Annotated in this window: 19 protein-coding genes and 2 pseudogenes; 17 read left to right on the forward strand and 4 right to left on the reverse strand. The window is 60.6% G+C overall.

Features of this window, described 5'->3' with window-relative positions; all coding sequences use genetic code 11:
* Positions 1-251: 251 nt before the first annotated feature.
* Positions 252-836 carry a hypothetical protein gene (locus ONR75_RS30890; RefSeq protein ID WP_265080599.1) on the reverse strand — a complete coding sequence of 195 codons (585 nt, stop codon included), beginning with the start codon at positions 834-836 and terminating at the stop codon, positions 252-254.
* 267 nt (positions 837-1,103) lie between these two features.
* On the opposite strand from ONR75_RS30890, the gene ONR75_RS30895 reads away from it, so the two are divergent.
* The 13 genes and pseudogenes from ONR75_RS30895 to ONR75_RS30955 all read left to right on the forward strand — a co-directional run bounded on the left by ONR75_RS30895 (position 1,104) and on the right by ONR75_RS30955 (position 15,367).
* Positions 1,104-2,054, forward strand: a complete 951-nt coding sequence (locus ONR75_RS30895; RefSeq protein ID WP_265080600.1) for a hypothetical protein — start codon at positions 1,104-1,106, stop codon at positions 2,052-2,054.
* Between the two features lie 74 nt (positions 2,055-2,128).
* Positions 2,129-3,526, forward strand: a complete 1,398-nt coding sequence (locus ONR75_RS30900; protein WP_265080601.1) for an ImpA family type VI secretion system protein — start codon at positions 2,129-2,131, stop codon at positions 3,524-3,526.
* Positions 3,527-3,683: 157 nt separating this feature from the next.
* Positions 3,684-4,211 (forward strand): type VI secretion system contractile sheath small subunit, encoded by a 528-nt coding sequence (gene tssB, locus ONR75_RS30905; protein ID WP_265080602.1) that lies wholly within the window; start codon positions 3,684-3,686, stop codon positions 4,209-4,211.
* A gap of 27 nt (positions 4,212-4,238) precedes the next feature.
* A pseudogene (gene tssC / locus ONR75_RS30910) lies at positions 4,239-5,731 on the forward strand (type VI secretion system contractile sheath large subunit).
* Positions 5,732-5,849: 118 nt separating this feature from the next.
* Positions 5,850-6,332, forward strand: a complete 483-nt coding sequence (locus ONR75_RS30915; protein ID WP_265080603.1) for an Hcp family type VI secretion system effector — start codon at positions 5,850-5,852, stop codon at positions 6,330-6,332.
* 94 nt (positions 6,333-6,426) lie between these two features.
* Positions 6,427-6,972 (forward strand): type VI secretion system baseplate subunit TssE, encoded by a 546-nt coding sequence (gene tssE / locus ONR75_RS30920; protein ID WP_265080604.1) that lies wholly within the window; start codon positions 6,427-6,429, stop codon positions 6,970-6,972.
* Positions 6,973-6,979: 7 nt separating this feature from the next.
* Positions 6,980-8,941 carry a type VI secretion system baseplate subunit TssF gene (gene tssF, locus ONR75_RS30925; protein WP_265080605.1) on the forward strand — a complete coding sequence of 654 codons (1,962 nt, stop codon included), beginning with the start codon at positions 6,980-6,982 and terminating at the stop codon, positions 8,939-8,941.
* On the forward strand, positions 8,841-9,980 hold the full coding sequence (tssG, locus tag ONR75_RS30930; protein ID WP_265080606.1) for a type VI secretion system baseplate subunit TssG: 1,140 nt from the start codon (positions 8,841-8,843) through the stop codon (positions 9,978-9,980). The genes tssF and tssG overlap by 101 nt, the downstream gene beginning before the upstream one ends.
* A 16-nt stretch (positions 9,981-9,996) precedes the next feature.
* A complete protein-coding gene (tssH, locus tag ONR75_RS30935; RefSeq protein WP_265080607.1) occupies positions 9,997-12,672 on the forward strand; it encodes a type VI secretion system ATPase TssH in 2,676 nt (891 codons plus the stop codon).
* A gap of 2 nt (positions 12,673-12,674) precedes the next feature.
* Positions 12,675-12,965 carry a hypothetical protein gene (locus tag ONR75_RS30940; protein WP_265080608.1) on the forward strand — a complete coding sequence of 97 codons (291 nt, stop codon included), beginning with the start codon at positions 12,675-12,677 and terminating at the stop codon, positions 12,963-12,965.
* Between the two features lie 80 nt (positions 12,966-13,045).
* Positions 13,046-13,312 (forward strand): hypothetical protein, encoded by a 267-nt coding sequence (locus ONR75_RS30945; RefSeq protein ID WP_265080609.1) that lies wholly within the window; start codon positions 13,046-13,048, stop codon positions 13,310-13,312.
* Positions 13,313-13,670: 358 nt separating this feature from the next.
* On the forward strand, positions 13,671-14,720 hold the full coding sequence (locus ONR75_RS30950; protein ID WP_265080610.1) for a serine/threonine-protein kinase: 1,050 nt from the start codon (positions 13,671-13,673) through the stop codon (positions 14,718-14,720).
* Between the two features lie 89 nt (positions 14,721-14,809).
* Complete coding sequence (locus tag ONR75_RS30955) at positions 14,810-15,367, forward strand: hypothetical protein (RefSeq protein WP_265080611.1); 558 nt, start codon at positions 14,810-14,812, stop codon at positions 15,365-15,367.
* A gap of 23 nt (positions 15,368-15,390) precedes the next feature.
* On the opposite strand, the pseudogene ONR75_RS32980 reads toward ONR75_RS30955, so the two are convergent.
* Positions 15,391-16,379 (reverse strand): annotated as a pseudogene (locus ONR75_RS32980) (DUF4424 family protein).
* A gap of 144 nt (positions 16,380-16,523) precedes the next feature.
* On the opposite strand from ONR75_RS32980, the gene ONR75_RS30970 reads away from it, so the two are divergent.
* The 4 genes from ONR75_RS30970 to ONR75_RS30985 are packed head-to-tail and all read left to right on the forward strand — an operon-like array spanning position 16,524 to position 20,673.
* Positions 16,524-18,284, forward strand: coding sequence for a hypothetical protein (locus tag ONR75_RS30970; RefSeq protein WP_265080613.1), 1,761 nt, complete (start codon positions 16,524-16,526; stop codon positions 18,282-18,284).
* Between the two features lie 7 nt (positions 18,285-18,291).
* Entirely contained in the window at positions 18,292-19,440 is a 1,149-nt protein-coding gene (locus ONR75_RS30975; RefSeq protein ID WP_265080614.1) for a caspase family protein, read from the forward strand.
* Positions 19,397-19,969 carry a DUF4384 domain-containing protein gene (locus ONR75_RS30980; RefSeq protein ID WP_265080615.1) on the forward strand — a complete coding sequence of 191 codons (573 nt, stop codon included), beginning with the start codon at positions 19,397-19,399 and terminating at the stop codon, positions 19,967-19,969. Before ONR75_RS30975 ends, ONR75_RS30980 begins: the two co-directional genes overlap by 44 nt.
* Positions 19,970-19,986: 17 nt before the next feature.
* The gene (locus tag ONR75_RS30985; protein WP_265080616.1) at positions 19,987-20,673 is read left to right on the forward strand and encodes a DUF4384 domain-containing protein; all 687 of its coding nucleotides are present in this window, start codon (positions 19,987-19,989) and stop codon (positions 20,671-20,673) included.
* Positions 20,674-21,551: 878 nt separating this feature from the next.
* Here ONR75_RS30985 and ONR75_RS30990 read toward each other — a convergent pair.
* Complete coding sequence (locus ONR75_RS30990) at positions 21,552-22,910, reverse strand: caspase family protein (RefSeq protein WP_265080617.1); 1,359 nt, start codon at positions 22,908-22,910, stop codon at positions 21,552-21,554.
* Between the two features lie 5 nt (positions 22,911-22,915).
* Positions 22,916-23,797, reverse strand: a complete 882-nt coding sequence (locus ONR75_RS30995) for a DUF4399 domain-containing protein (RefSeq protein WP_265080618.1) — start codon at positions 23,795-23,797, stop codon at positions 22,916-22,918.
* Positions 23,798-23,858 lie beyond the last annotated feature (61 nt).

Raw genomic sequence — 23,858 nt, forward strand, 5'->3', positions numbered from 1 at the left:
TCTCGTCCTTATAAGGAAGCTACATCCATCATCGAACAGGTCAGGCCCTCACCGGCTCGGGCCAATGCCCCGTTCGCAAGTTCCGAAAAAGCCGAAAACTCTCGCGCGTCGCGCCAAGCAGACTAAACCCGCTGAAATTGTCAGCGTCGGCCCGAGACCGCGGCCTGATGTTTGCCGTCGTTCGCTCCTGCATCTGCTTTCCCTGGTCGACTATAGTCTTGCTGGCCTGGTGTAACGATATCGGACGGCCGTCAGATCATGGGCCCGGGCTGACAGGGTCTTGCGCTGCCGTCGGCGGGATCGAACAGATAGACTGGTCCCTCCCAGTCGCCGAAGTCGATCGGGAGCGGGGAATTCATGCGAACCGACTCCGGATTGTAAGCCTGGGCATCGCGGCCGGCGATCACGTAGGCGCCGCTGGCCATCGCCAGTTCGCCCATGAAACGCTTGCCATCGGCGTAAGTGCCGGCATTGCCGGGACCGGTCTGCGCAGTTCCGCAGGCATAGACCGTGATACGTCGGATCAGCCCACTGCCGCGTTTCCAGGCCATGGTCTTGCCGACAGTCATGAGACTCAGCCCCTCACGGCACAGTTGCAAGCCAAACCCGCCGACCCGCCTATTGGTCGATATCTGCTGCGAGATGTTGAAGTTTCCTTCGAACCCGTGACACATCACGAGCAGCTCATCGAGGCCGTTCTGCGAGCCGGCATAATGCGCAATCCAGCCGATCGAACCACCGAGATCGGTGTCTTTATCGACGACGTGAATATTAGGGGCGATCGGTGGAGGCGTTCCCTTGAGCCGCTTGTCGTGCCAGATCATTCTTCCGGGCATCGCATCCATTCCCATACCGCAGCCGCCAGCCTGTTGGGCTGGAGAGCATGCCCGACAATACGACCTGCCGACATCGCAAGGCATCAAGTCATTTGTCGCGCAGCGCCGGTATTGGTTCAATGGATCTCACGGTTATTGTTGAACCGGGCATTCTGCGATCGTGGCACCAACCGGATTTGAACCAACGGGCTGGGATCGGGACCAATATAGAGTCAGCGCAAGATCAAGTTGTGCGCATATCGGGACGTCAGCGCGGAGGGCCTGCCTATGGGCGATTCATTGGTGTACTTCGCAAAACCGCCGAATGCCGGACCGGCCGGGTACGACACCGACGGCAGGCAGCCCGGATCGATCTGGCGGATGCAGATCCCGGTGGGTGAAACGCGGGATATCCTGCTGATCGGCCCCGCCGGAACGGGAACCTCGCTCGGCGTCACCTCGAACAATGACAACGTCGTCAAGAACGATGACATCCGGATGCGCGCGGCCGGCGGCCAGCAGGTGATCTCCCTTCGCGGCAATGCGATCGGAACAACCCTGCTCGATGTCGGCCTGATACCGTTTCGGGGCGACTTGCGCTTTCCGGCGGGACCGCCAGCGCGCCCCGTCGGCGGCCAGTACATCAATGTCGGCCTGCAAGTACAGGTAACGCGGGCCGATGGTTCACTGCCAGGCAACGATTCCGGCGTCAGGCCGGAAGGCCAGATGGATGCGACCATGTGCTGGGCCGCCTGCCTGGCCTGGTGGCTACGTGCGCTGCCGGACCGTACTGAAATCTCCCAGTCCACGCTCATGGTCCTGGGAGCCCACATCTGGAATTCGGACGGCACGATGTCGCTGACGAACCTGCGGAATTTTTACGAACGCCAGAACGTCCGCATAACGTGTGACAGCGTCGGGCCGACGGCGGTCAGCCAATACTTTGTGCCGTCGAAGCTTCCCTTCATCATCGCGTTCCGGGCCGGCGTCCTGGGCGGACATGTCAACGTCATTCATGCCATCGATCTGACGACCAGCACCGTTACTGCGATGGAGCCATGGTTCCCAGACCCCTCCAGCGATCCAAATTATCACTTTGAGAATGATGTCTTTCCGGTATTCTTGAATAATACGGATCGCTCACTCTTTGTCTTTCGCGGCGCGCATGTGAAGCGTCCGATCAGTTACTACACGACGAAGCCGTTTGGGCAGGGCTTCCTGATCTGCTATCCTAATTGAATGGCGACCTGACGTGTCATCGTGCAAGCATCGACTCCAGCACCTCGCTGGAGGAAATGACGGAGAGGCGAGTCGTGACGGAAGTTGACCTCGTCTCCAATCCGCCTTTGCACGAAGATCAATCGGCCCCGGAACCGGCTTTGGATGCGGCGGACGTGCCGGTGCTCGCCGGACTTTGGCAGCCTCTCAGCGCAACGGATCCGTGCGGACCGGACCTCGACATGGACGGCGACGCCGATTATCTCAACTATGTCGCTCATACCGAAGGCATTCTGCCTACGTCGTTTTTTTCGCTGGACGACAAGAAGCCATTCGACCGGACGACGATCGATCTGCCCGGTCGACTGGCCGCGCTGGCGCCGCTTTTCGATCGCACCAGAGACCTTCGCCTGATGGCGCTGAATGCGCGACTCTCTATTCTCAACAGGGATCTCGCCGGCTTCTCCGACACGGTGGCTTCGATCGCATCCTGGCTCGATCGGTACTGGGATGACATTCACCCGCGTCCGCAGGACGGCGACATCCTCATGCGCGAGACCGCGCTGTCCGAACTCGATGGCCCGATGGCCATCTTTCCTCTTCAGTATGCGCCGCTGTTCGACACCCGCCGGTCTGGACCGATCAGCTATCGCAGCTGGATGATCGCCACGGGCGAGGTGGCTCCGCGCCCCGGCGAGACCAAGCTGTCGCCGGCCGCCATCGTCGAAGCCCACAGTGACACCGATGCCGACGCGCTGGCGACGGCACGACGAACTCTTACATCGCTCAGGGGCTCCCTGGCGCAGATACGCAATGCGCTTGCGCTCCATCAGGTTACGCCGGGGCTCGAAAACCTGTCAGCGCTGGTGGGCAAGATCTCGCTGTTCATCGACCCGAATGGCCTTGAGCGTGAACAAGCCGCTCCCGCGGAAGGGAATGCCGCGGACTCTGCTCCAGACAGCGACGCCAGTGCGCGATCGTCCACATTTGAAGCGCCGGGAACGCTCGCACAAGCCAGCGAGGCGCTTGCCGCAATTGCCAGCTACTACAGTCAGTTCGAACCCTCCAGTCCGATCCTGCCATTGGTCCGCCAGGCGCATCTGCTGATCGGAAAATCGTTTTACGAAGTGCTGTCCATTCTCGTGCCGACCCAGATGGACAAGGCCGCCTTCCTGATCGGCGGCGACCAGGTATTCGAACTTCCTGTCGGAAAGCTGTCGGGACTTTCCGCAGTCTCGCCAATCACTTCCACGCCCGAGGCAGCTACACCCGATGCGGCGGCCGGATCAACGCCGCGGTTCCGGGTCGCGAGCCGGTCGCAGGCCATCGCATTGCTCGATCAGGTCCAACGGTTCTTCCGGCACTCCGAGCCCTCAAGTCCCATTCCCATGCTGTGCGACCGCGCACGCGCGCTCGCGGAACGGGATTTCATGAGCGTCCTGCGGGATGTGTTGCCGAAAGCCGCTCTGAAAAATATCGCGTCGGACAAGTGAACCTTCGAACCGGTTCGCGCTACTACCTCTAACGGCCATCAGTGGCCGGTGCGATGAGTTCGATAGAGGTGCAGGACTCGCCGATTGACGCGCAGCAAAAAATTACTTCTAATTGCTGCATGTTTAGTCGGCGGCCGGTTCCAACAGGGGACAGCGCGTGGCAAAAGACAGTGGTCAAAAATTTATTCGCCGAAATCGCCCTCCGCGGGTTCATATCACCTACGAAAATCCGGCGAACGCCGAAGAAAAGGTCGAAATTCCTTTCGTCATGGGTGTGATGTCGGATCTGTCCGGCAATACGCCAGGTGTTGAAAAGGACGAGATGCACGCGCGCAAATTTCTCGATATCGACATGGATAATCTCGACGCGCGCATGGCGGCCATTCAGCCGGGCGTAAGTTTCCGGGTCGACAACAAGCTCTCGGACAGCAGTGGCGACAAGATCGGCGTCAGCCTGCGTTTCAACAAGATGGCTGACTTCGAGCCTGCGGCCGTCGCACGACAAGTGCCCGCGGTCGCCAAGCTGCTCGAAGCGCGAACGCAGCTTGCAAACCTCGTTCGGTACATGGACGGCAAAGTCGCGGCAGAGGATCAGCTGCGCAAGCTGCTGTCCGATCCTGAGCTCATGGCCGCAGTGAAGAATCGCGCAACCGACAAGGGCGGCGAAGGTAACGGTACGACCTAACGAACCCGAACATTGGAAAGTCCAGTCATGGCGACTGAAAAAGCCCACGCCGAACAAGGTGCGCTGGTCGAAACACGCGAAGCGGACGAATTTCAGGAACTGCTTAAAAAAGCTTCAAGCCAAGGACGGAACGGGCCGCGACGGAAGTCGAGAACGCCGTCAAGACGCTAGTTGAGCAGGCACTTGCGGACACCAGCCTGATCAAGGCGGACGTTCTCGATACGCTGGAAGAGATGATCGCTCAGCTCGACAAGAAGCTGTCCGCTCAGATGAATGAGATCATTCACGCGCCCGAGTTCCAGCAGATCGAAAGCGCCTGGCGCGGCCTCAAGCACATGGTTTTCCAGTCGGAGACCGACGCGATGCTTAAAATCCGCGTCATGAACGTGTCCAAAAACGAACTGTATCGCCACCTTCGGCAGTATCCCAACGCAGCCTGGGACCAGAGCCCGCTGTTCAAGAAGATCTACGAAGAGGAATTCGGCCAGCTCGGCGGGCAGCCCTATGGCTGCCTGGTCGGCGACTTCTATTTCAGCCACATGCCGACCGACGTGCAGCTTCTGCGCGACCTCAGCAAGATTGCGGCTGCGGCGCATGCGCCGTTCTTTGCCGCCGCAGATTCGACCCTAATGGGCATGGATTCGTGGAACGAACTCATGAATCCGCGCGACCTCAGCAAGTTGTTCGACACGCCCGAATATGCGGCCTGGAAGTCTCTGCGGGATTCCGACGACGCGCGATATGTCGGGCTGTGCATGCCGCGTGTGCTGGCGCGTCTTCCATATGGCTCGAAGACCGAACCCGTCGACGAATTCGCCTTCGAGGAGGACACCGACGGTCATCGGGGCGAGAAATATGCCTGGATGAACGCAGCCTATGCGATGGCTGCCAACATCAACCGGGCATTCAAGGAGCACGGGTGGTGTGCCCGCATTCGCGGCGTGCAATCGGGCGGCGAGGTCGACGACCTGCCGTCTCACACCTTTCCGACCGATGACGGCGGCGTCGACATGAAGTGCCCGACCGAAATCGCGATCAGCGACCGCCGTGAGGCGGAACTGGCCAAGTCGGGACTGATCCCGCTCATTCACCGCAAGAACACCGATCGCGCGGCATTTATCGGCGCCCAATCACTGTTCAAGCCGAAAGCCTACCAGAACAATGTTCAGGCAACGGCATCGAGCAACCTGTCTTCCCGGCTGCCTTACATGTTCGCGGTCTGTCGTTTTGCGCACTATCTAAAATGCATGGTTCGCGACAAGGTCGGCTCCTACTACGAGAAGGAGCAGCTGGAGAAGTGGCTGACCAACTGGATCAGCGAATATGTCGATGCTGATCCGAAGAACTCCAGCGAAGCAACCAAATGCCGCCGCCCGCTCGCCGGCGCCAAGATCAACATCGTCGAGAACGAAGAGAACCCCGGCTATTACTCAGCGACCTTCGAGTTGCGGCCGCATTTTCAGCTTGAAGGAATGGATATCGGCCTTCGACTGGTTTCGCGACTGCCAATCGCAAAGTGAAAAGCGATTGAACCTGTCGTCGATCGATACCGACAAATAGCCGAGCCGTACTGACACCGAACGGACGGCGAAGACGCGGTCGCATCAAACCTTGGCGTTGACATTGGAGAATGAATAAATGGCCGAGATGTTCTTGAAGCTTGACGACGTGCAGGGTGAATCGCAAGACCTCGCCCATCCGAACGAAATCGAAATCAACAGTTGGGGCTGGAGCGTAGACAATCCTGCCTCGTTCAAGGTCGGTCAGGGTGGGCAATCGACCCAGGCCAATTTCAGCTCCATTCACGTCAACAAGATTTGCGACAAGGCCTCGATCACGCTGTTCAAGGCGTGTGCGACAGGCAAACATATCGGTTCAGGAAAAATCACCTGCCGAAAGTTGGATGGTGACAGCAAGGTTGATTATCTGACGATCGACCTCAAGGACATCATGGTCAGCAACGTATCCTGGAGCGGCTCCGGTTCCGAGCAGATTCTTCATGAGACTGTTTCGCTAGTGTTCGCGGAATTCAAGCAGACTTACAAGCTGCAGCAGGACACCGGCGATGCCGGCGGAGCGACGGATTTCGGGTTCGATATTCAGTCTCAGAAGATCAGTTGATGATCGCGCATTCGAGGCGCCCTCGCTCCGCGCAAGGGCGCCAGATGCGTGACGCGGACAGACTTTGTTTGGTGGCAATCGGATCGGGTCCGGCATGGCAGATGTAACGAAGAAGTCCCGCCTGAGCCCGCCGCTGATGTACGCGTTCCGCGCGGCGCATGAAGCCAAGGACGCAGCCCTGAAAGCCGATCTACGCAACGAGGCCGGCGATCGTATTATTGCCGGCCGTCGCGTGCGGGGCCGACAGGTCATCACCGAGGACCTGCTGCGGCGCGAGGTCTCCCGCGATCTGGAGGCTCTGCTCAATACGGTGGCGCTGGAATCAACCATCGAGATGGATGATTTTCCATACGCACGCAGATCGATCATCAATTTCGGCATTCCCGATATTTCTCATCGCACGATCGATGAGATTGGCGTCAACCACATTCCCGGTGAACTAAAGCAGGCGATCACGAACTACGAGCCGCGGCTGGCCCAGGCATCGCTTCATATAGAGAGAGACAACACGGTCGATGCGGCGGAGCTCAGAATCAGATTCGTGGTGAACGCCGATCTGACATGCGATCCGGTCAACATCCCCGTCCAGTTCGTCGCCGACGTCATCGACACCGGCAAGATCATCGTGAATCGTCTGTGATCCGGTCATGAACAGAGAATTTCTCGATCTGTATAATCGAGAACTTCAGCTGCTTCATGAGCAAACGCGCGATTTTGCCGACGAATATCCCGGCGTCGCAGAGCGGCTGGGCGGCCTGCTCGAGGATCGGATCGATCCGATGATCGACGGCCTGCTCGAAGGCGCGGCTTTTCTCGCCGCCCGCGTTCAGCTGAAGCTCAAGCACGAATTTCCGGAATTCACCTCCAATCTGCTCGAGCAGCTGGTTCCCCACTATCTCGCGCCGACGCCCTCGATGATGCTGGTTCGCGTCGAACCGATATATGGCGATCCCGCCTTGCGCGACGGGCATGCGGTCCCCCGCGGATCCTACGTCGATGCCACATTCCGCCAGATCGACCGGCAGATCGCATGCCGCTATCGCCTCTCGGCGGGAATTACGATTTGGCCTTTCGAACTGACCGGCGCCGAGTACTTCTCGTCGCCCGCCCCGCTTCAGGCGCTGGGGGTCCGTGCCGGCGCCGGCGTGCGAGCCGGCATGCGCCTGACGCTGACCTACAGATCGACCGCGCGGCGCGAGGACGAGCCGTCGGACGCCGAGGTCGCGAAGAAGCCGGATGCCCTGTTCGCGGGCTGCAAGACCACGGATTTGCCGCTGTATTTCGTCGGCCCGGAAGCCGACTCCGTGGCGCTGTACGAGCAGGTTCTTGCGCATTGCAAAGGGGTCTACTTCCGTCATCTCGACGAATTCGGCGATCCTGTCGTGTACAGCGCGCCGCCCGAGATGGTGCAGCAGGTCGGCTTCGGGCGCGACGAAACGCTATTTCCGAACGATCATCGCGTATTCGAGGGTTTCGACCTGCTGCGCGAGTTTTTCGTGTTCCCCGGCAAATTTCTCGGCCTCAATCTCAGCCGGCTCGACGAGGTCATGCCTCGCCTGAAGGCAAAGACGATCGATATCCTGTTCTGCTTCGACGAGGTGAATTCGCGCCTGCCGGCGGCGGTCCAGCCCGCGATGTTTGCATTCTACGCCGCGCCGGCGATCAATCTGTTCGAGAAGACGACCGATCGAATTCCCGCGACATCGAGCCAGCACGAATATCACGTCGTGCCTGACCGGAGTCACTATCTCGACTTCGAGCCGCATCGGCTGCTCGACGTATTCGCGCATTACCCCGGCGGTCAGGACAAAGTCCCGGTCAAACCGCTTTATGCGGCGTCGCTCGACGGCCAGGTCGCATCGGACGTCTACTATACGACCCGCCGGCTTCCGCGCCGGCGCAGCGTCGAAGAGAAGCGCGTCGGCTTTTCCTCGGACTATACCGGGACCGACATGTTCATTTCGCTCAGCGCCGCCGGCGGCACCGACGACGCCAACGCGATTTCGGAACTGAGCGTGCGCGCGCTGTGCTCGAACCGGCATCTGACCGAGCATCTCCCGGTCGGCACCGGAGGCGCGGACTTCCATCTGATCGACGATTTCACGCTGGATCTGACCTGCGTCGCCGGCCCGACGCCGCCGCGCGAACCTGTCGTGACGCAGTTGCGCAGTCGCGGCGAGACGGCTCATACCGGCACTGTCACGTGGCGCCTCGTGAACATGCTCAGCACCAACCATCTGGGCCTGGTCCAGCGCGCAGCCGGCAACGACGCTCAGGCGCTGCGCGAAATACTGACGATGTTTGCCAATACGAACGATGCCGTGGCCGAGCGTCGTATCCGCGGCGTGCGCAGCGTCGACAGCCGGCCGATCGTCCGCCGAATGCGGCAGCGCAGCGGCATCGGCGCTGGCAGGGGTATCGAGATCACCGTCACGATCGACGAGAAGGTTTTCGAGGGAAGCGGCATTTTCCTGCTCGGGGCAGTGCTGGAACGGTTCTTCTCCGAATATGCCGGCTTCAATCACTTTACACAGACCGTCATCCGCTCCGTCGAGCGCGGCGAGATCATGCGCTGGCCGCCACGTATCGGTACACGGAGGCCGCTATGATCGATCGGGGCGCAACGTGACACTCTTCGATAACCTGGAGAAGGAACCGTGGCGCTTCGACTATTTCGCCGTCCTGCGACAGCTCGAACGCACGTTCGCCGACTTGCCGCGTATCGGCGGCAGCACGTCGCAGCGCGATGAACTGGTCAGGCTCGGGCAGGATCCATTTATGGACTTCCCGGCGTCCAACCTCGCGCGCATCTCGCTGCAGGACGGCAAGCCGCCGAAGATTTACGTGAAATATATGGGCCTGCTGGGACCGCAGGGCCCGCTGCCCCTGGCCACGACCGAGGAAGCTTTCCAGTATGTCCTCGCGCAAGACGACGCCTTTCCTCGCTTCCTCGATGTCTTCAACCACCGGTTCATCCAGTTGTTCTACCGCGCCTGGGCGGACTCCCGGCCGATCGTTCAACATGACCGCCCTCATGACGACCGCTTCATCGCCTATATCGGATCGGCCATCGGCATTGGATCGGGCCCCTATCAGGATCGAGACAGCATCCCTGATGTGACCAAGCTCGGCTTTTCCGGTCTGATGGGAGCGCAGGCCAGATCCGCGTCGCGACTGACAGACGCCATTTGCGGATTGTTTGCGGTCGACGCGGAAGTCGAAGAGTTTGTCGGCACGCGACTTGAGATCGAGCGCGCAGAATGGACGTTTATCGGTCAGAGCTACAACATCCTTGGCGACGGCGCCTTGCTCGGACGGACCGTGTTCAGCGTGCAGGACAAGATCCGGGTCCGGATCTTCACCAAAAATCTGGCGCAATACATCCAGTTTCTGCCAACCGGCGACCTCTGCGAACCGCTCGCCGATCTGGTGTTTCTGTATAACGGCGAGCAACTGGATTGGGACGCGGAACTGGCCATTCCGGCCGGTGCCGCGGAGCCCGTCAGGCTCGGACGCTTCGGCCAGCTTGGCTGGACCAGCTGGATGGCGCCGAACTGGACCGGTACTGAAAGCTTCCGACGCGATGCGCGGTTTCATCCGACCGAGCGCATGAAATTGAAGCGCAAGAACATGGCCCGAAACCAATGACGGGAGAGGAGACGGAATGACCGATATCAGTCTGGAAACCGTCGCGGGCAAACTCAACCGTGTGGCTTATGAGGCCTTCTTCAAGGCCTTGCGTCAGGCCAAGGGGGCCGGCAACCGAAACGTCGAACTGGCTCACTGGATGTCCCACATCCTGCAGAGCGAGCAGACCGATATCGGCCTCACCGCAAACCACTTCAAGATCAACCCGGCCAGATTGTCGACCGACATCGGCGCCGCGCTCAACGGCTTTCGCAAGAACGAAACCGAAATGCCGGCGGTCTCCAATACCGTCATGGACCTGCTCGATCGTGGCTGGCACTACGCCACCCTGTTTTTCGGCGAAACGCAGATCCGTACCGGCCACATCCTCGTCGGCGCCCTGCAATCCCGAGAACTCCGCCGCGCCTTCACCGAACTCTCATCCGAATTCGCCAAGGTCTCGGTCGACGTCCTGACGGCTGAATACAGGGCCATATGGGCGGGATCGTCGGAAGAAAATCTCCGGCCGATGGACGGATCGGGACTGGTCGCCGGCGGCAGCTCCGATACGACCTCGCAAAAAGGCACCACCGCACTCGACCGATTTTCGCAGGACCTGATCGCGCGGGCAAAATCGGGGGACATGGATCCGATCCTTGGGCGTGACGAGGAGATTCGCCAGATCATCGACGTGTTGATGCGACGACGCCAGAACAATCCGATCCTGACCGGCGAGGCAGGCGTCGGCAAGACCGCGGTCGTGGAGGGATTTGCCCAGCGGATCGCCGCCGGAACCGTACCCTCGCCGCTCCGCGGCGTCCGGCTCTGCGCGCTGGATATCGGATTGATGCAGGCCGGCGCCTCCATGAAGGGTGAATTCGAGCAACGGCTGCGCTCCGTGATCGACGAGGTTCAACAATCGCCGATTCCGATCATCCTTTTCGTGGACGAAGCCCATACGCTGATAGGCGCTGGCGGCAACGCCGGTACCGGTGACGCCGCCAACCTGCTTAAACCCGCGCTGGCCCGGGGCACGCTTCGCACCATCGCGGCGACGACCTGGTCGGAATACCGCCAGTATATCGAGAAGGACCCGGCGCTGACGCGTCGTTTCCAGCCGATCCAGATCGGCGAGCCCGATGTCGGCAAATGCTGCGACATGTTGCGCGGCATGCTCGGCCCGATGGAGAGGCACCACAAGGTACGGATCTCCGATGCTGCCATCGTCGCTGCCGTGAACCTGTCGCACCGCTATATTCCGACACGGCAACTGCCGGACAAGGCTGTCAGCCTTCTGGATACCGCCGCAGCGCGAGTGGCGATCAGCCAGAGCGGCATTCCCGCGGCGATCGAAGATCAGGCCGCGACGATTTCGTCCCGCGAGGCCGAGAAGGCCGCGCTGATCACCGATCAGGACCTCGGGGCGCAGGACCAAGGCAGGATTGCCGCAATCGACGCCGAGATCGCAACTCTGAAAGAATCCCTTGCGGTCCTCGAAGCCGACTGGGCAACCGAACGCGCGCTGGTGGGGGAGATTCGCAGCCTGCGCGATATTCTCTATCCGCCGGCAGAGCCGTCACCGGCTACAAACGCGCCGGAACTTAGCCCGGCCGCCGCGGTCGGTGACGAGGAAACCCGCACGCGGCTTCGGGAAAAGGTCGATGCGCTGGAATCGCGGGATCCGGAGCACAGAATGATCTACGCACATGTCGATGCGCAGGTCGTAGCGTCGGTCGTGTCCGATTGGACCGGTATACCTGTCGGCCGGATGGTCAAGGACGATATCGAGAACGTGCTGCGCCTTCCTGAAATTCTCAACAGGCGCGTTGTCGGGCAATCGCACGGCCTCGCCATGATCGCACGCCGTATCGAGACCAATCGCGCCAAGCTCGACAACCCGAACAAGCCGATCGGCGTCTTCATGCTGTGCGGTCCCTCCGGCGTCGGCAAGACAGAGACCGCGCTCGCTCTCGCGGAAGCGCTCTACGGCGGCGAGCAGAACATGATCACCATCAACATGTCGGAATTCCAGGAGGCGCATACCGTATCGTCGCTGAAAGGCGCCCCGCCCGGTTATGTCGGCTACGGCGAGGGTGGCCGGTTGACGGAAGGCGTTCGCCGCAAGCCATACAGCGTGATCCTGCTCGACGAGGTGGAGAAAGCCCATCCCGACGTACACGAGATTTTCTTCCAGGTTTTCGACAAGGGCTTCATGGATGACGGCAACGGCCGACGGATCGATTTCAAGAACACCTTGATCATCCTGACGACCAACGTCGGTACCAATCTGATCATGGGACTGTCCGCCGATCCCAAATATCGCGACGATTCGGAGGCGCTGGCGCAGGAACTGCGTCCAGAGCTGTTGAAGATCTTTCCTGCGGCTCTGCTCGGCCGCATCGTCTCGATCCCGTATTACCCGCTGTCCAACAAGATGCTGGGCGGCATCACCAGGTTGCAACTCGACCGGATCGGTCGGCGTGTACGCGAAAACCACGACGCGAACTTCAGCTACAGCGACGCCGTGGTCGATCGCATCGTCTCGCTGTGCAACGATCCCGATTCCGGCGGGCGGATGATCGACAATATCATCAACAATTCGATCCTGCCGGCGCTTTCGCGCGAATTCCTCAAGCATGCCCTGAGCAAGGAAAAGCTGAAGGATGTCGAGATCACCGTCGAGAATGACGATTTTTCCCATGGCTGGAAGTGATCATGGCGAAAAACCGTTTTGAGCAGGTTGACGACTTCCAGCCGAATGCCATCAATCTGAAGCTGATGAAGAAAGACGATGGCGAGATCGGGATCATTCATTGCCCGAAATCGGCAGCGCCCGATCAGTTGCCGGCCGACCTGACGAGCGAGGAAATGCCGGTTCGCAACGCGGTGATCGGCACCATTCAGCTCGCCAACGCCAAAAAGCTGCCGATCGTCATCATCGACCCCGACAATATCTGGACCGGTGAATGGGGAGAGCTGTGGCGCTTCGAAGACAGGGACGACTGACTGCTCGCGCATCACATGCGCGGAAACCGGCATTGAACCAACTGACGCGACGACGTTGTCATTGAGGGAGGACCCAATCCATGCGCGCTGGTTATGTAATCGCCCGCGAAAACTTCAAGGAGGCGGCCAAGCACGTATCCGCCGAGGCCGACCCGGTCATGTTCAATCTTCTCTACGGTCTGCAAAGCCTGGCGGATCAGATCGAGGCAGACTTTGCCGCACTGACCGCGCCGCCCGTCTCTGCGGCGAGACCGCCGGAAAAACGAGCCTCCCTCAAGCCAGCTGTTCGTCCGCCGCGATCCACCGCCAAGAAGCGGTCGAAAAAGGCCCGGGCCAAATCCCGCTGACCAACGACCGGGCGGACGTCGAAGCGCGATTGGCCGGCCGATACTTGCACCGGCATGGCCGGCCGGCCTAACATCCATGCCGGCCGGGCCGCGTCATGCACCTGGTCGACAGAGCTGTGCTATATCTCTCCCCGGATTGGCGAGTGCGGGACCGTGACAGCGCCACGCATCATTGCGGAGACCAGCGTGACGAGTTTCGTCGTACCGCCGCAGCCACGTGATCCTTCATCGCGTCCGACATGCCTTTCCGGCAGGAAGCGGACGGGGCTTCGCGCGTGAGCCAGCAGAGCCCCTATCGACCGCAACGTCGCGGTGTCCCCCCGGAACCCGGCTGAACGGCATTTACGAAATCGACGAGATGATCGGCGCCGGCGGCATGGGCGAGATCTATAAATCCCATGAGATCCAGACCGGTGCCGCCGTCGCCATCAAGATGCTGCTCCCGGACGTCGCCGACAACGAAATCTCGCTGGCTCTCTTCCGTCGCGAAGCGGCGGCCCTGCACCATCTCCCGCACGACGCCATCGTGCGATATTTCCTGTTTACAGTGGAGCCGGTGTTGCAGCGGCCCTATCTGGCAATGGAGTTTGTTGACGGGCGGTCGCTCTCGGACATGCTGCTGGAGGGCCCGCTACCATTCGAACAACTGGGGAAGTTGCTGCGTCGCGTCGCTTCAGGATTTCAGGCTGCGCATGAACGCGGAATCGTTCACCGGGATGTCTCGCCCGACAATATCATCGTTCCGCATGGAGACGTCACGAAGGCCAAGATCATCGATTTTGGCATCGCCCGGTCGACCCAGGGCGGTGACCCGACGATCATCGGCTCCGGCTTCGCCGGAAAGGAGAATTACGTCTCGCCGGAGCAGGTCGGCTTGTACGGCGGCGACATCACGCCAAAATCGGACATCTACAGCCTTGGCCTCGTGCTTTACTATGCCGCCTGCGGGCAGAAACTGGACATGGGCGGCAGTCAGTTCGATCTCGTCGAGAAGCGGCGGCAAATTCCCAATCTCGATGCTGTCGACGCACGCTTTCGACCCTTGTTGCGTCAAATGCTGGAACCCGATCCGGCCAAGCGCCTGGCTTCCATGGAGGAGATCACAACCCAGACGTTCGGCGCAGCGGAGCCGGCGCAAACATTCAAACGCGCAACAGCCGATGCGAGCAGTCCGTCATCGCCCGTCGCCGGCGCACGGAAGGTTCCGACCTGGCTCATTGCAGCCGGTGCCGCCACGCTCATCGCCGCGGGCGTGGTGGCCTATGCGGTTTATTCGACTAACGATGCCGACGCGCCCTCGCTGGACGCACCTCAGCTCAGTCCGGGCTCCGCGGCTCCGCGACCCAAGTCGCCTCCCCCATCAATGCGCCGGATGCAGGTCCGCCGATCGCACGCACGCCCCCTTTGACGATACCTCCGATCGATGGATCCGTCAGCCGGCCTGACCAGATCCGCAATTTTGTCGAACGCTATGAAGGCGGCGAATGTCTCTTCCTGATGCCGGTGGCGATCAGCACCAACGCGGCCGTGCTGGAAGGTCTCGCAGCCACTCCCGCGCGCTTCGACGAATTCGCGGCGAATTTCAAACGCGCCCTGGGCTTCGCCCCGTCGATCGGCGCGCGCCTGATCACGGATCAGCAGTGTGCCGCGGTTCGCTTCCTGAACCAGTCACGCGGCGAGCGGCTACGTACGCCCCGGATTTTGCTGGCCTCGACCGACGTGCCGAACGGCGAGACGCTGAATGGCACCGTCGAGAACGTAGCCAATCGTACGGTCGAATTGCTGTTGATCTCCGACGCCGGCCAGGTGCAGAACCTGTCCAGCCTCATGAAGCCCGGTATCGACGTACTCGCTTTCTCGATCGGCATGCAGAAAAGCGACGGACCGGCCCGACCGCAACTCCTGATGGCCGTTGCGACAGCTCAGCCTGTCGACGCGCTGAAGCTACAGCGTCCCGTCGCAGCGGATCAATTCTTTCCGAAGGTCCTCGCCGATACGCAAGCGGAAGGGACGAACATGACGGCAGCAGCGAGGTACTTCCGTCTGGGCAAATGACGCGGCGCCAAGTGCAAGCGCCATTAGAACTTGCCGACCACCAGAACCTTCAGATCTGTATCGGGTTTGAAATTGGTGGCTTCGTATTCGAACGGGCGGTTCTCGACCGGCTTGAGGCCCGTACTGCAAAAACTGACAAAACGCTCCTTGCCGCCCGGATCGACGACGAGCTTGAACGTCTTGATCGGTGCCGCCCAGTTCGCGCCGGTATGAAGCACATAGCTGATACGTCGCTCCTGCAGCGCCCCCTTACCGGCGAGCCGATCGAGGCCGGTCAACATTCCATCGGTTATGCAAAAGTCCTTTTTGTACTGTTCGATCTGTCCCGCAAGCGCCTTGTTCTTTCGAAGCGGGGTCCGCAAAATCGTATCGGCTGCCGTACCGACGCTGGGTCTGTAGCGATGCTCGACGGTCACGGATCGATCCGGCGGAAAGGTCTGCTGACGCACCGCGGAGGTTTTGACGATCCACGCAAAGCTGTAGATCGGACGGCCGTTGTCGCTGTTGCCTATCGCCGTGAGCAGCCCGTTGGAAAGCAGCTTTTCCCGCGTGGCCTCCCGCAGATCCGCGATGCGGACCTCCTCGTTCCGATCGGCAGCATCGGAAACTGCAACTGACTGAGCAGACTGCTGACATCCTTGTCGCCGATCCAGGCGCGCTGATCGAAGGTAAATTTCGCTGGGCGGCCGTCGACTTTGGTCTCGAACGCCACGAAATTGAGCGGATCTCCTGCCGGCAGAACAATACTCTCCGGTTCGGAAAGATCGATATCCGGCAGCGGGAACGCGACCGTTAATGTCACCGGCTTGCCCGACAGGTTCGCGAACTGATAGCGAATGCTGATGCTGTCGAGTGCAATTCGCAGTTCTTCGCTCTCCATAGAAATGGCGTTCGTCTGCATGAACCTGAGGCCGCCGATCGACAGCTCAGCCGCGGAATCGTTAGACTGCGCCGAGGTGTGCCAACTCGTCGTGGCCGCTATGACCAGAGCGCAGCGAACCAAATCCCTCATCACCCCACTCCTTCTTCCGCGTGTTAGTACGTATGGCTATTTGCGCACCCTGTCGGATCGCGTTTGGCTCCTTCAAATATGATCCAGATCGACGTATATTGACACCCTGCAGTACGGAGTTCGGTATCGCCTTGGCGCTGCGTGATGGCATCGGCTCAAGACTTTGAGGTGAAGATGTTTCGTCTGAGGTGTGCGGCCTGGATTGTTAGCTGCGGCGCGATCATCGCATCGGCCTCCGTGGCGGTCGCTGATGACACCATCATCAAACAGTTTTTCAGCGGCACCGGAGCGGATGCGGTGGGCATCGTTGAAGCCGGCGAAGATATCGAATTGTCCGGGCCCCAGGCGCTGACGCTGGACAAGGACGGGAACGTGTTCCTGCTCGACCAAATCAACGGGCGCATTCTGAAATTCGATCCCAGGCAGCCCGGGGAGCAGCCGGCGATCCTGAAGATGCCCGACGATGTGCAGCCGACCGATATCGTGGTGCGTGCGGACGACATCCTGGTCTGGGACGGATCGGTCCGGACGCTGAAGGCCGCCGCACAGTCGACCCGTGGTATCTCGACGGAGCCCGTTACTCTCGAGGAGGTGATAACGCGCGGCATTGAGGATCCATTCGTGACCTCCGCCTTTGCCCAGATGGGATCACAACTCCCCGGCGCCGCGTCCGAGCTGCTGGATGAAAGCACCCGAGCCGTCACGATCACGAAGAAGAGGCCGCTCAGCCGGCAGTTTGTCGCCTCGCGCGGCAAAGGCTCGGTGGTGGCGGACGTCGTTCCGAAGACTGACAGCAGCGTACATATCGAAGTCCGCAGCAAGGACGACAACGCGAGAGTTGCCGAACTGGATTTGCGGGTTCGCAATCGGCTCGGCGCTGTCGAATTCCTCGAGGTCGACAACAACGGCCGCCTCTATGTACTGGCCGAAGATATCCCGGAATCCACCAGACAGGCATCGACCTTCGTCGCGCGCTTCAAACCTGACGGCAAGCTTGAGGGCGTCTATGAACTGCCGTTGGCAAACACGCCGCTGACGCGTCGTTTCGTCGCCATCTCCGGCGACGGTGACGTATTTTTTCTACGCACCAAGGCCGACTCGGTCGCCGTGGTCGGCGTCGGGTTTCGCCAACTGGCGAACGCGCAGATGATCGACGTCCGCCCGCTACGACAGGACGGAACGCTCGTCGGGATAACGAAAAATTTCGGCGCCATTGCCGCCATCCGGCCGTCGAACCGCCAGCAGGTCGTGGAGACGGCTTTCGCCTTTGAGGGTTTGCAATGGAACCTGACGCCAGCCAACTACGGCAGCGATCCGGACAGCGCGTGTAGCGGCTTCAGCCGCATTCGTCGGCCATGGTATCTGCAGGGAAAGGTCAATCAACAGGTCCGTGGCGTGCCTTACTGCTGGGGATGTCACGGTTCGCTGGCGAGCTTCCGCGCGCAGATAGACCGGGGTATCAAGGCGGGCAACGTCTGCACGCGGGATACGCCGCGCGGCGACGTCGCCGGCGTGGATTGCTCGGCATTCGTCAGCGCCACATGGGGTTTGTCGGTCCACTATACGACCGCAGCCATCCCGGCGATCGCGAGGCCGCTGGAGAATCCTTGGGATTTGAGACCAGGCGATGCCTTAAACAAGGCGGGCTCGCACGTCATGCTGTTCCTGCGCTTCACACCCGATCGCAAGGCTGAAGTGATGGAGGCCTCGACGGGAGGCTGTAATGGCCGTGTGTGCCGAAATGTCTATCCTTTGGCGGCGTTGCTGGCACGTGGTTACGTTCCGGTCCGGTTTCGCGGACTGGCCGATGATCAGATGGTCGTCTCGGCAGAGACATATAAAGACGACGCGGCGACGTCAATCAGCAAAAAAGCAATAGCCGCAGGAAATAATGTGCACCGATAGGCATGAAATGAACAGATCTGCTGCGTTCGCCGTTGCTGCATTGATGTGGTTTTCGACCGGTCAGGTCTGGGCCACGGGCGGAATCTCGATCGCAAGTCCCGGCGGCGGCAGCGTCCATGGGCTCGTCATAGGAATCGACGCGTATCAGCAGGTCCGCCCTCTGAAGGGTGCCGTGGCCGACGCACGTGACGTCGAGGCGTCGCTGAAGGGAATGGGCGTCACTGACGTCACGGTGCTCGTCGATGCCCAGGCATCGCGCGCAGCGGTGCTTCGCGAAATGAATGCGCTGCTGCAAAGAACCAAAAGCAATGACGTCATCTTCCTCTCGATAGCCGGACACGGCGCACAGGAGCCCGAGCGCATCAAGGGCTCCGAACCAGATGGCATGGAGAACGTTTTTCTTCTGCCCGATTTCGCGCCTACGGCCGCAGGATCCGTGCAGCGAATCCTGGCAAGCGAGTTCAATCATTTCATTAAGCAGTTCGAAATGCGCGGCGCCAAAGTTGTGTTCGTTGCAGATACCTGCCATGGGGGCGGAATGGCGCGCGAGATTGATCCCCGCGCAGAGGAAATGAGCTTCCGCCAGGTTCCCCGCTATACGCTGCTGGTCGACAAGCTCCAGCCGGTGTCGGACAAGAGCGATCCGCGGAGCGAGTTCGACTTCGACCGTACTGCGTTCCTAGCCGCAGTCGACCGCAGCACCAAAGCGCCGGAAGTCCGAATTCCCGGCATCAGCGGTCTGCGCGGCGCACTGAGCTACGCCGTCGCGCGTGCCATCGAGGGCGGCGCGGACACCAATCACGATGGGCGCATCACAGTGAGCGAATTGTTCGCTAACGTTCGTCAGGTCGTGTATCAACTATCCGATCAACGCCAGAATATCGTGACCGTCACATCGCCCGGCCAGTCGCCTGACTCTGATGTGGTTTTCGACCTCACCCGAGGCGTGGTCTTGATGCAGGCGCCCAATAGCCCCCTCCATCCACCAATGCAGCTCCTGCACCGTCGCTTGGGCCCCCGCGCCGCCCGCAGGCAACGGCTTCACACAGGAACGCATCGCAGCGCCGATCCGGCTTGCAGTTCTGGATGGCTCGACATCAGCGCTGCCGGATGTGAAGTCACGCGACGTCACGATCGAATCCGTTCAACCAACTGACAACCCTGATCTCATCTGGGACCCTTCATCGCAGGATGTCATCGCTTGGGGTGACGTTGTCGCATTCAAGGTGGACCCAACAGACCTTGCATCCGTTGTCGATCGCACCGCTGCGATCCGCGACCTCAAGAAGTTCGCGACGCGTTCGCCACAGATAATGCGGGTTTCCCCGGATGACCGGCAACATCGCAGCAATCAGACCATCGACATCGATATATCTGACGTGAATAACCGCGCCGTGCTCTTGTTCAATGTATCGGGAGACGGCACGATCCAGATGCTTTACCCGATAGGCTCTGATGCCTCGCTCAACCAGTCAGCGAATTTGCGCCTGCCGCTGCGAGTCCGGGAACCTTTTGGCGCCGAGCAGGTCGTCGCAATCACGTCGCAGCAGCGCATGGCAGAACTGGAGAGCCTCTTGTTGCATCTCAACCGGCGACGGGCGCCGGGACAGGTGATTCAAGCCATTGCTCGCTATGCTCCGCCTGATGCGCGCATTGGCTCGATCGGCTTCTTTTCTGTTCCCTAGGATTGCAAAGCACGCCGATGATGTCGCGATTAAGCCTGCGTGGATTGCAAGCCCTGTGGGTTATGATCCCGCTATGCGCCGGTCACGCCCACGCAGCGACCGGTTCCGGTTCCGTCCAGCGCGCGCATCTAACCGGACAGGACTTACCATCGCAGCGAGGTCAACGCGGACCCGCCTATTCAGGCATTCTGGTGGTGGAAACGCCAGCGGCGCAACAACAGGCGGCTGCAACCAATGTAAGCCTCGAAATGATCGCCAGCCGTCCGATCGAGGTCGGTTCGAAGGTCACTTTCCGCATCACAGCCAGGAAGCCGGGCTATCTGCTGTTGGTAGACATCGACGCGTCCGGAAAGATGACACAGATATTTCCGAACCCCGAGCTGCTCTCACAGCTCGACAATACAGACATGAACGTCCTCAAGCCTGGTGAGACCCTGGTCCTGCCAACAGCCGCGGCGGCGGCCCGCGGCTTTCAGTACATCATCTCCCCACCAACAGGAGCTGCTGCCGTCATTGCCATCCTGAGCGAGAAGCGTGTGCAACTTCTTGACCTGCCCGACCTTCCTCATCGGCTCGAGACGGACACAGATATCGCGAACTACGTGGAAAAATGGATCAACGAACTTCGAATTCCCGACACCGCAACCGGCAAACTGGGCGCAAACAGCTGGTGGCTCGACGTTAAATCCTATGTGATCAAATAGCTTTAGGGAGCCAACTAGCCGCCCGGCAGACTCTCTCGCAGCCGCATCACCTGCGGACGTAACGCCTCACAGGCAAGCTCCGCTTCAAATCGGACGACGTCGTCCCGGGACGGACTGGAGCGCAATTGTGCCAGGCGTGCGCGCTCTTCGTCGCAAGATGGAGCCGGGAGCGCAGGCGCCATCCTGACCTTCGGCGCATTGGAACCGGCTTCGCGCGCATTCGCTGTGGCCTGCGGCGCAGCACGGCTGGCACCGTCAGCCGGAGCATTATCCGCGGACAGCGGCAGGCTCTCACGCAACCTGACGATCTGGGGCCGCAGCCTTTCACAAACAAGACTATGTTCGAATTCGATGAGCTCGGGTCGCGACGGATTGGCACGTAGCCGCGCGAGACGGTCGGACTCCTTTTGGCACGTCTCGACATCGTTGGACGAAGTTATGGGCAATTTGGCGGGCTGCTTCGGTGGCGTTGGCTCCGGTAGTTGGGGGGCGCAGGTTCCTGAGCGGCCTTGCCCGCTGCAGACCCAGTCACCACCGCCGGCAGCAACGGAGGCGAGGGAACGACCTTGGCCGTCTCAACGGAAGCGCCGCCTGACGAGGGATCTGGCGGAAGGATGCTCTCGCGCAATCTCACCAGTTGCGGGCGCAGGCGCTCGCAAGACAGTTCACGCTCAAACTGAACGATCTCGTCGCGAACGGGGTTTCCGCGCAACCTGATGAGCCGCGTACGATCGCGTTCACAGGCCTGATCGGAGGCGCCGCCCACCGCAGAAGACGAGGATTCCACGCTCGTCGACGGCTTGCTCGCGATCGAAGGGGCTGTATCAGTCCTTTCGACGCCAGCGATCCTGGCGGTGCTTTTATCTTTCGACGGCATGTCATTGGGCGCGGAACCCGGAGGCATCGGCGGGGGCTGCTTTGTCGGCATTCTGCCGCAGACGCGTTGCGGCCTCGTTATCCAGCCGAGTCTTCTCCGCCGCCACGACAGCGGCTTTCTTCTCGTTCAACTTGCGGTCCGCGACCTCCTTTTCAGCACGCTGCTGGTCGGCCAGCTTTCGCTCCGCTGCCTCCTGTTCGATTCGGCGTTGCTCGCTCAACTTGAGTTCCGCGGCCTCCGCCCGACGTCGCTCATCTGCTTTCCGCTCGGCGGCTTCCTTGTCGGCACGTCGCTGGTCGGCCAGTTTTCGCTCCGCCGCTTCCTGTTCAATTCGGCGTTGTTCACTTAACTTGCGTTCGGCCGCCTCCTGTTCGGCGCGGCGCTGTTGTTCAATCTGCCGCGCGGCCTCCTCCTGCCGGACCTTCTGAATTTGCCTCTGCTGGGTCGCCGCGTCGAGGCTTTGTATTCGTGACAGGGCGTCGGACACATAGCTTGACGACGGGTATTTGAGGAGGAAGTTACGCAGGACATTGACGTCGGGGCTGTCTTTCACAGCTTCGAACGCGATGCGATCGGTCTGGTTCAAATAGTAATCGCTAAGCAAAGAGACATAGGTTTCGGGGCGCTGCCGCCCCTGCGTTTCAGAATTGACGTCAGACGCAACCCTGCGAAACAGCTGTTCGATTTCCAGCCCCGGCTCCTTCAGTCGTTTCAAGAAAGCATCCGTGAACGGGCTGTTGCGGCCCTTGCCGTCAGCTGCGACCTGATCCGACGCTGTCGAGTAGGCCACGACCATGCCCTGCGTCTTGTCAGTTCTGGCCAGCCCACGGGTCGCGCCGATCGCCCGGCTTTCGCCGCTCGTCTTGCGCCGCAGCGAATCGACGACAGGGTTGTTGCGACATGCGTCGAGGATCATGATCTTGACCCCGCTGGCACGGTCCAGGGCGGCACGAACGTCGTCAATGAGCATCATCTGGTAGCGCAGACTGACCTCGTCCTCGACTTCCGCATCGATGGGCATCAAGTAGTTACGGCCCTGATATTGCAGCGCATGTCCGGCGTAGAAGAAAAGCGCAGCGTCCGCATCGGTCGCCAGCCGTGCAAACTTGGCCATGTTCAGATCGAGGTCACGCCGATTGGTATCGATCGCCTGGATCACCTCGAACCCGATCGCAATTAACGCGGCGCCGACATCTTCTGCGTCGTTCTTTGGATTCGTGAGGACCAGGCTCGGGTTATTGTAGTGGGCGTTCCCAACAACGAGCGCCACGCGGCGCTCGGCGCTCGCACTGACGACCGAGCAAGTCAGCAACGCGAAACCAAGCAGGATGGCCGCATTTGCTGAAAGAAACTTGCTCATCTCGCTTATCGCGGCCCGAAGAAAAACAGCGGAAAGCCGTCATCCCGCCTGTTGATTTCCCGCTCCGGCGCGCGCGAGGAGCGGATCTGTGACCGCTGATGCGGCCTCGACGTTCGTTGCGACACACGCTGACGAGGCGGCTTGCGCACCTCTGGCTCCTTGCCGCTCTCTGTGACCGTGACATCGATCGGTGGCGAATAGACCGGAGGATCGTGCGGGACGTGGTTTTCGTCGCCGAGCACCAGCTGCAGCTTGTGCTTGCCAAGTGGCAACGTGACCTTCGCTTCAGTTTGGCCCGAACCGAAATGAAGATGGTTGAAGTCGTTTGGTATCGGCTGATCCATCGGCGGAAGATCCGTATCGATCAGCAGATGATGATGGCCGGTATTGACCTTTTCAAAGCCCGCGGGAGCCACGCCCATGCCGATCAGCCCGAAACGGATGACGGGTGTCTTGGTGACATAGGCGCCGTCCGTCGGATACACGAAGTAGACCTTGGCGCCGGCGGGGGACGGATGGCGAACGCCCGCCGATTGCGCGACCGCTGGCGCGCTGGCGCCACCGACGACCGTGACTTTGATGCGCGCGGACATCAATGGAACCGTGTTTGGGACATGGTTCTTGTCGCCGAGCAGCAGCTGCAGCGTATGCGGACCGGGAGGCAACGACACCTCGGCTTCGGTCTGGCCGGCGCCAAAATGAAGGTGATTGAAGTCGTTGGGGATCGGTTCGTCGAGCGGGGGCAGATCGGTGTCGATCAGCAGGTGATGATGTCCAGAATTTTCCTTGTCCGAACCGGCCGGCGCCACGCCCATGCCCTTCAGACCGAAGTGCACGGTAAACTTCGGCGGGACTGTCTGTCCATCCTTGAGGTCGACGAAGTACACCGATGCCCCCGCAGCCGATGGCGACGGACCGCCGCGGGGGAGGATTGGCCATAAGCTGCTC

It is taken from the genome of Rhodopseudomonas sp. P2A-2r, from assembly GCF_026015985.1.
Classification (GTDB): domain Bacteria; phylum Pseudomonadota; class Alphaproteobacteria; order Rhizobiales; family Xanthobacteraceae; genus Tardiphaga.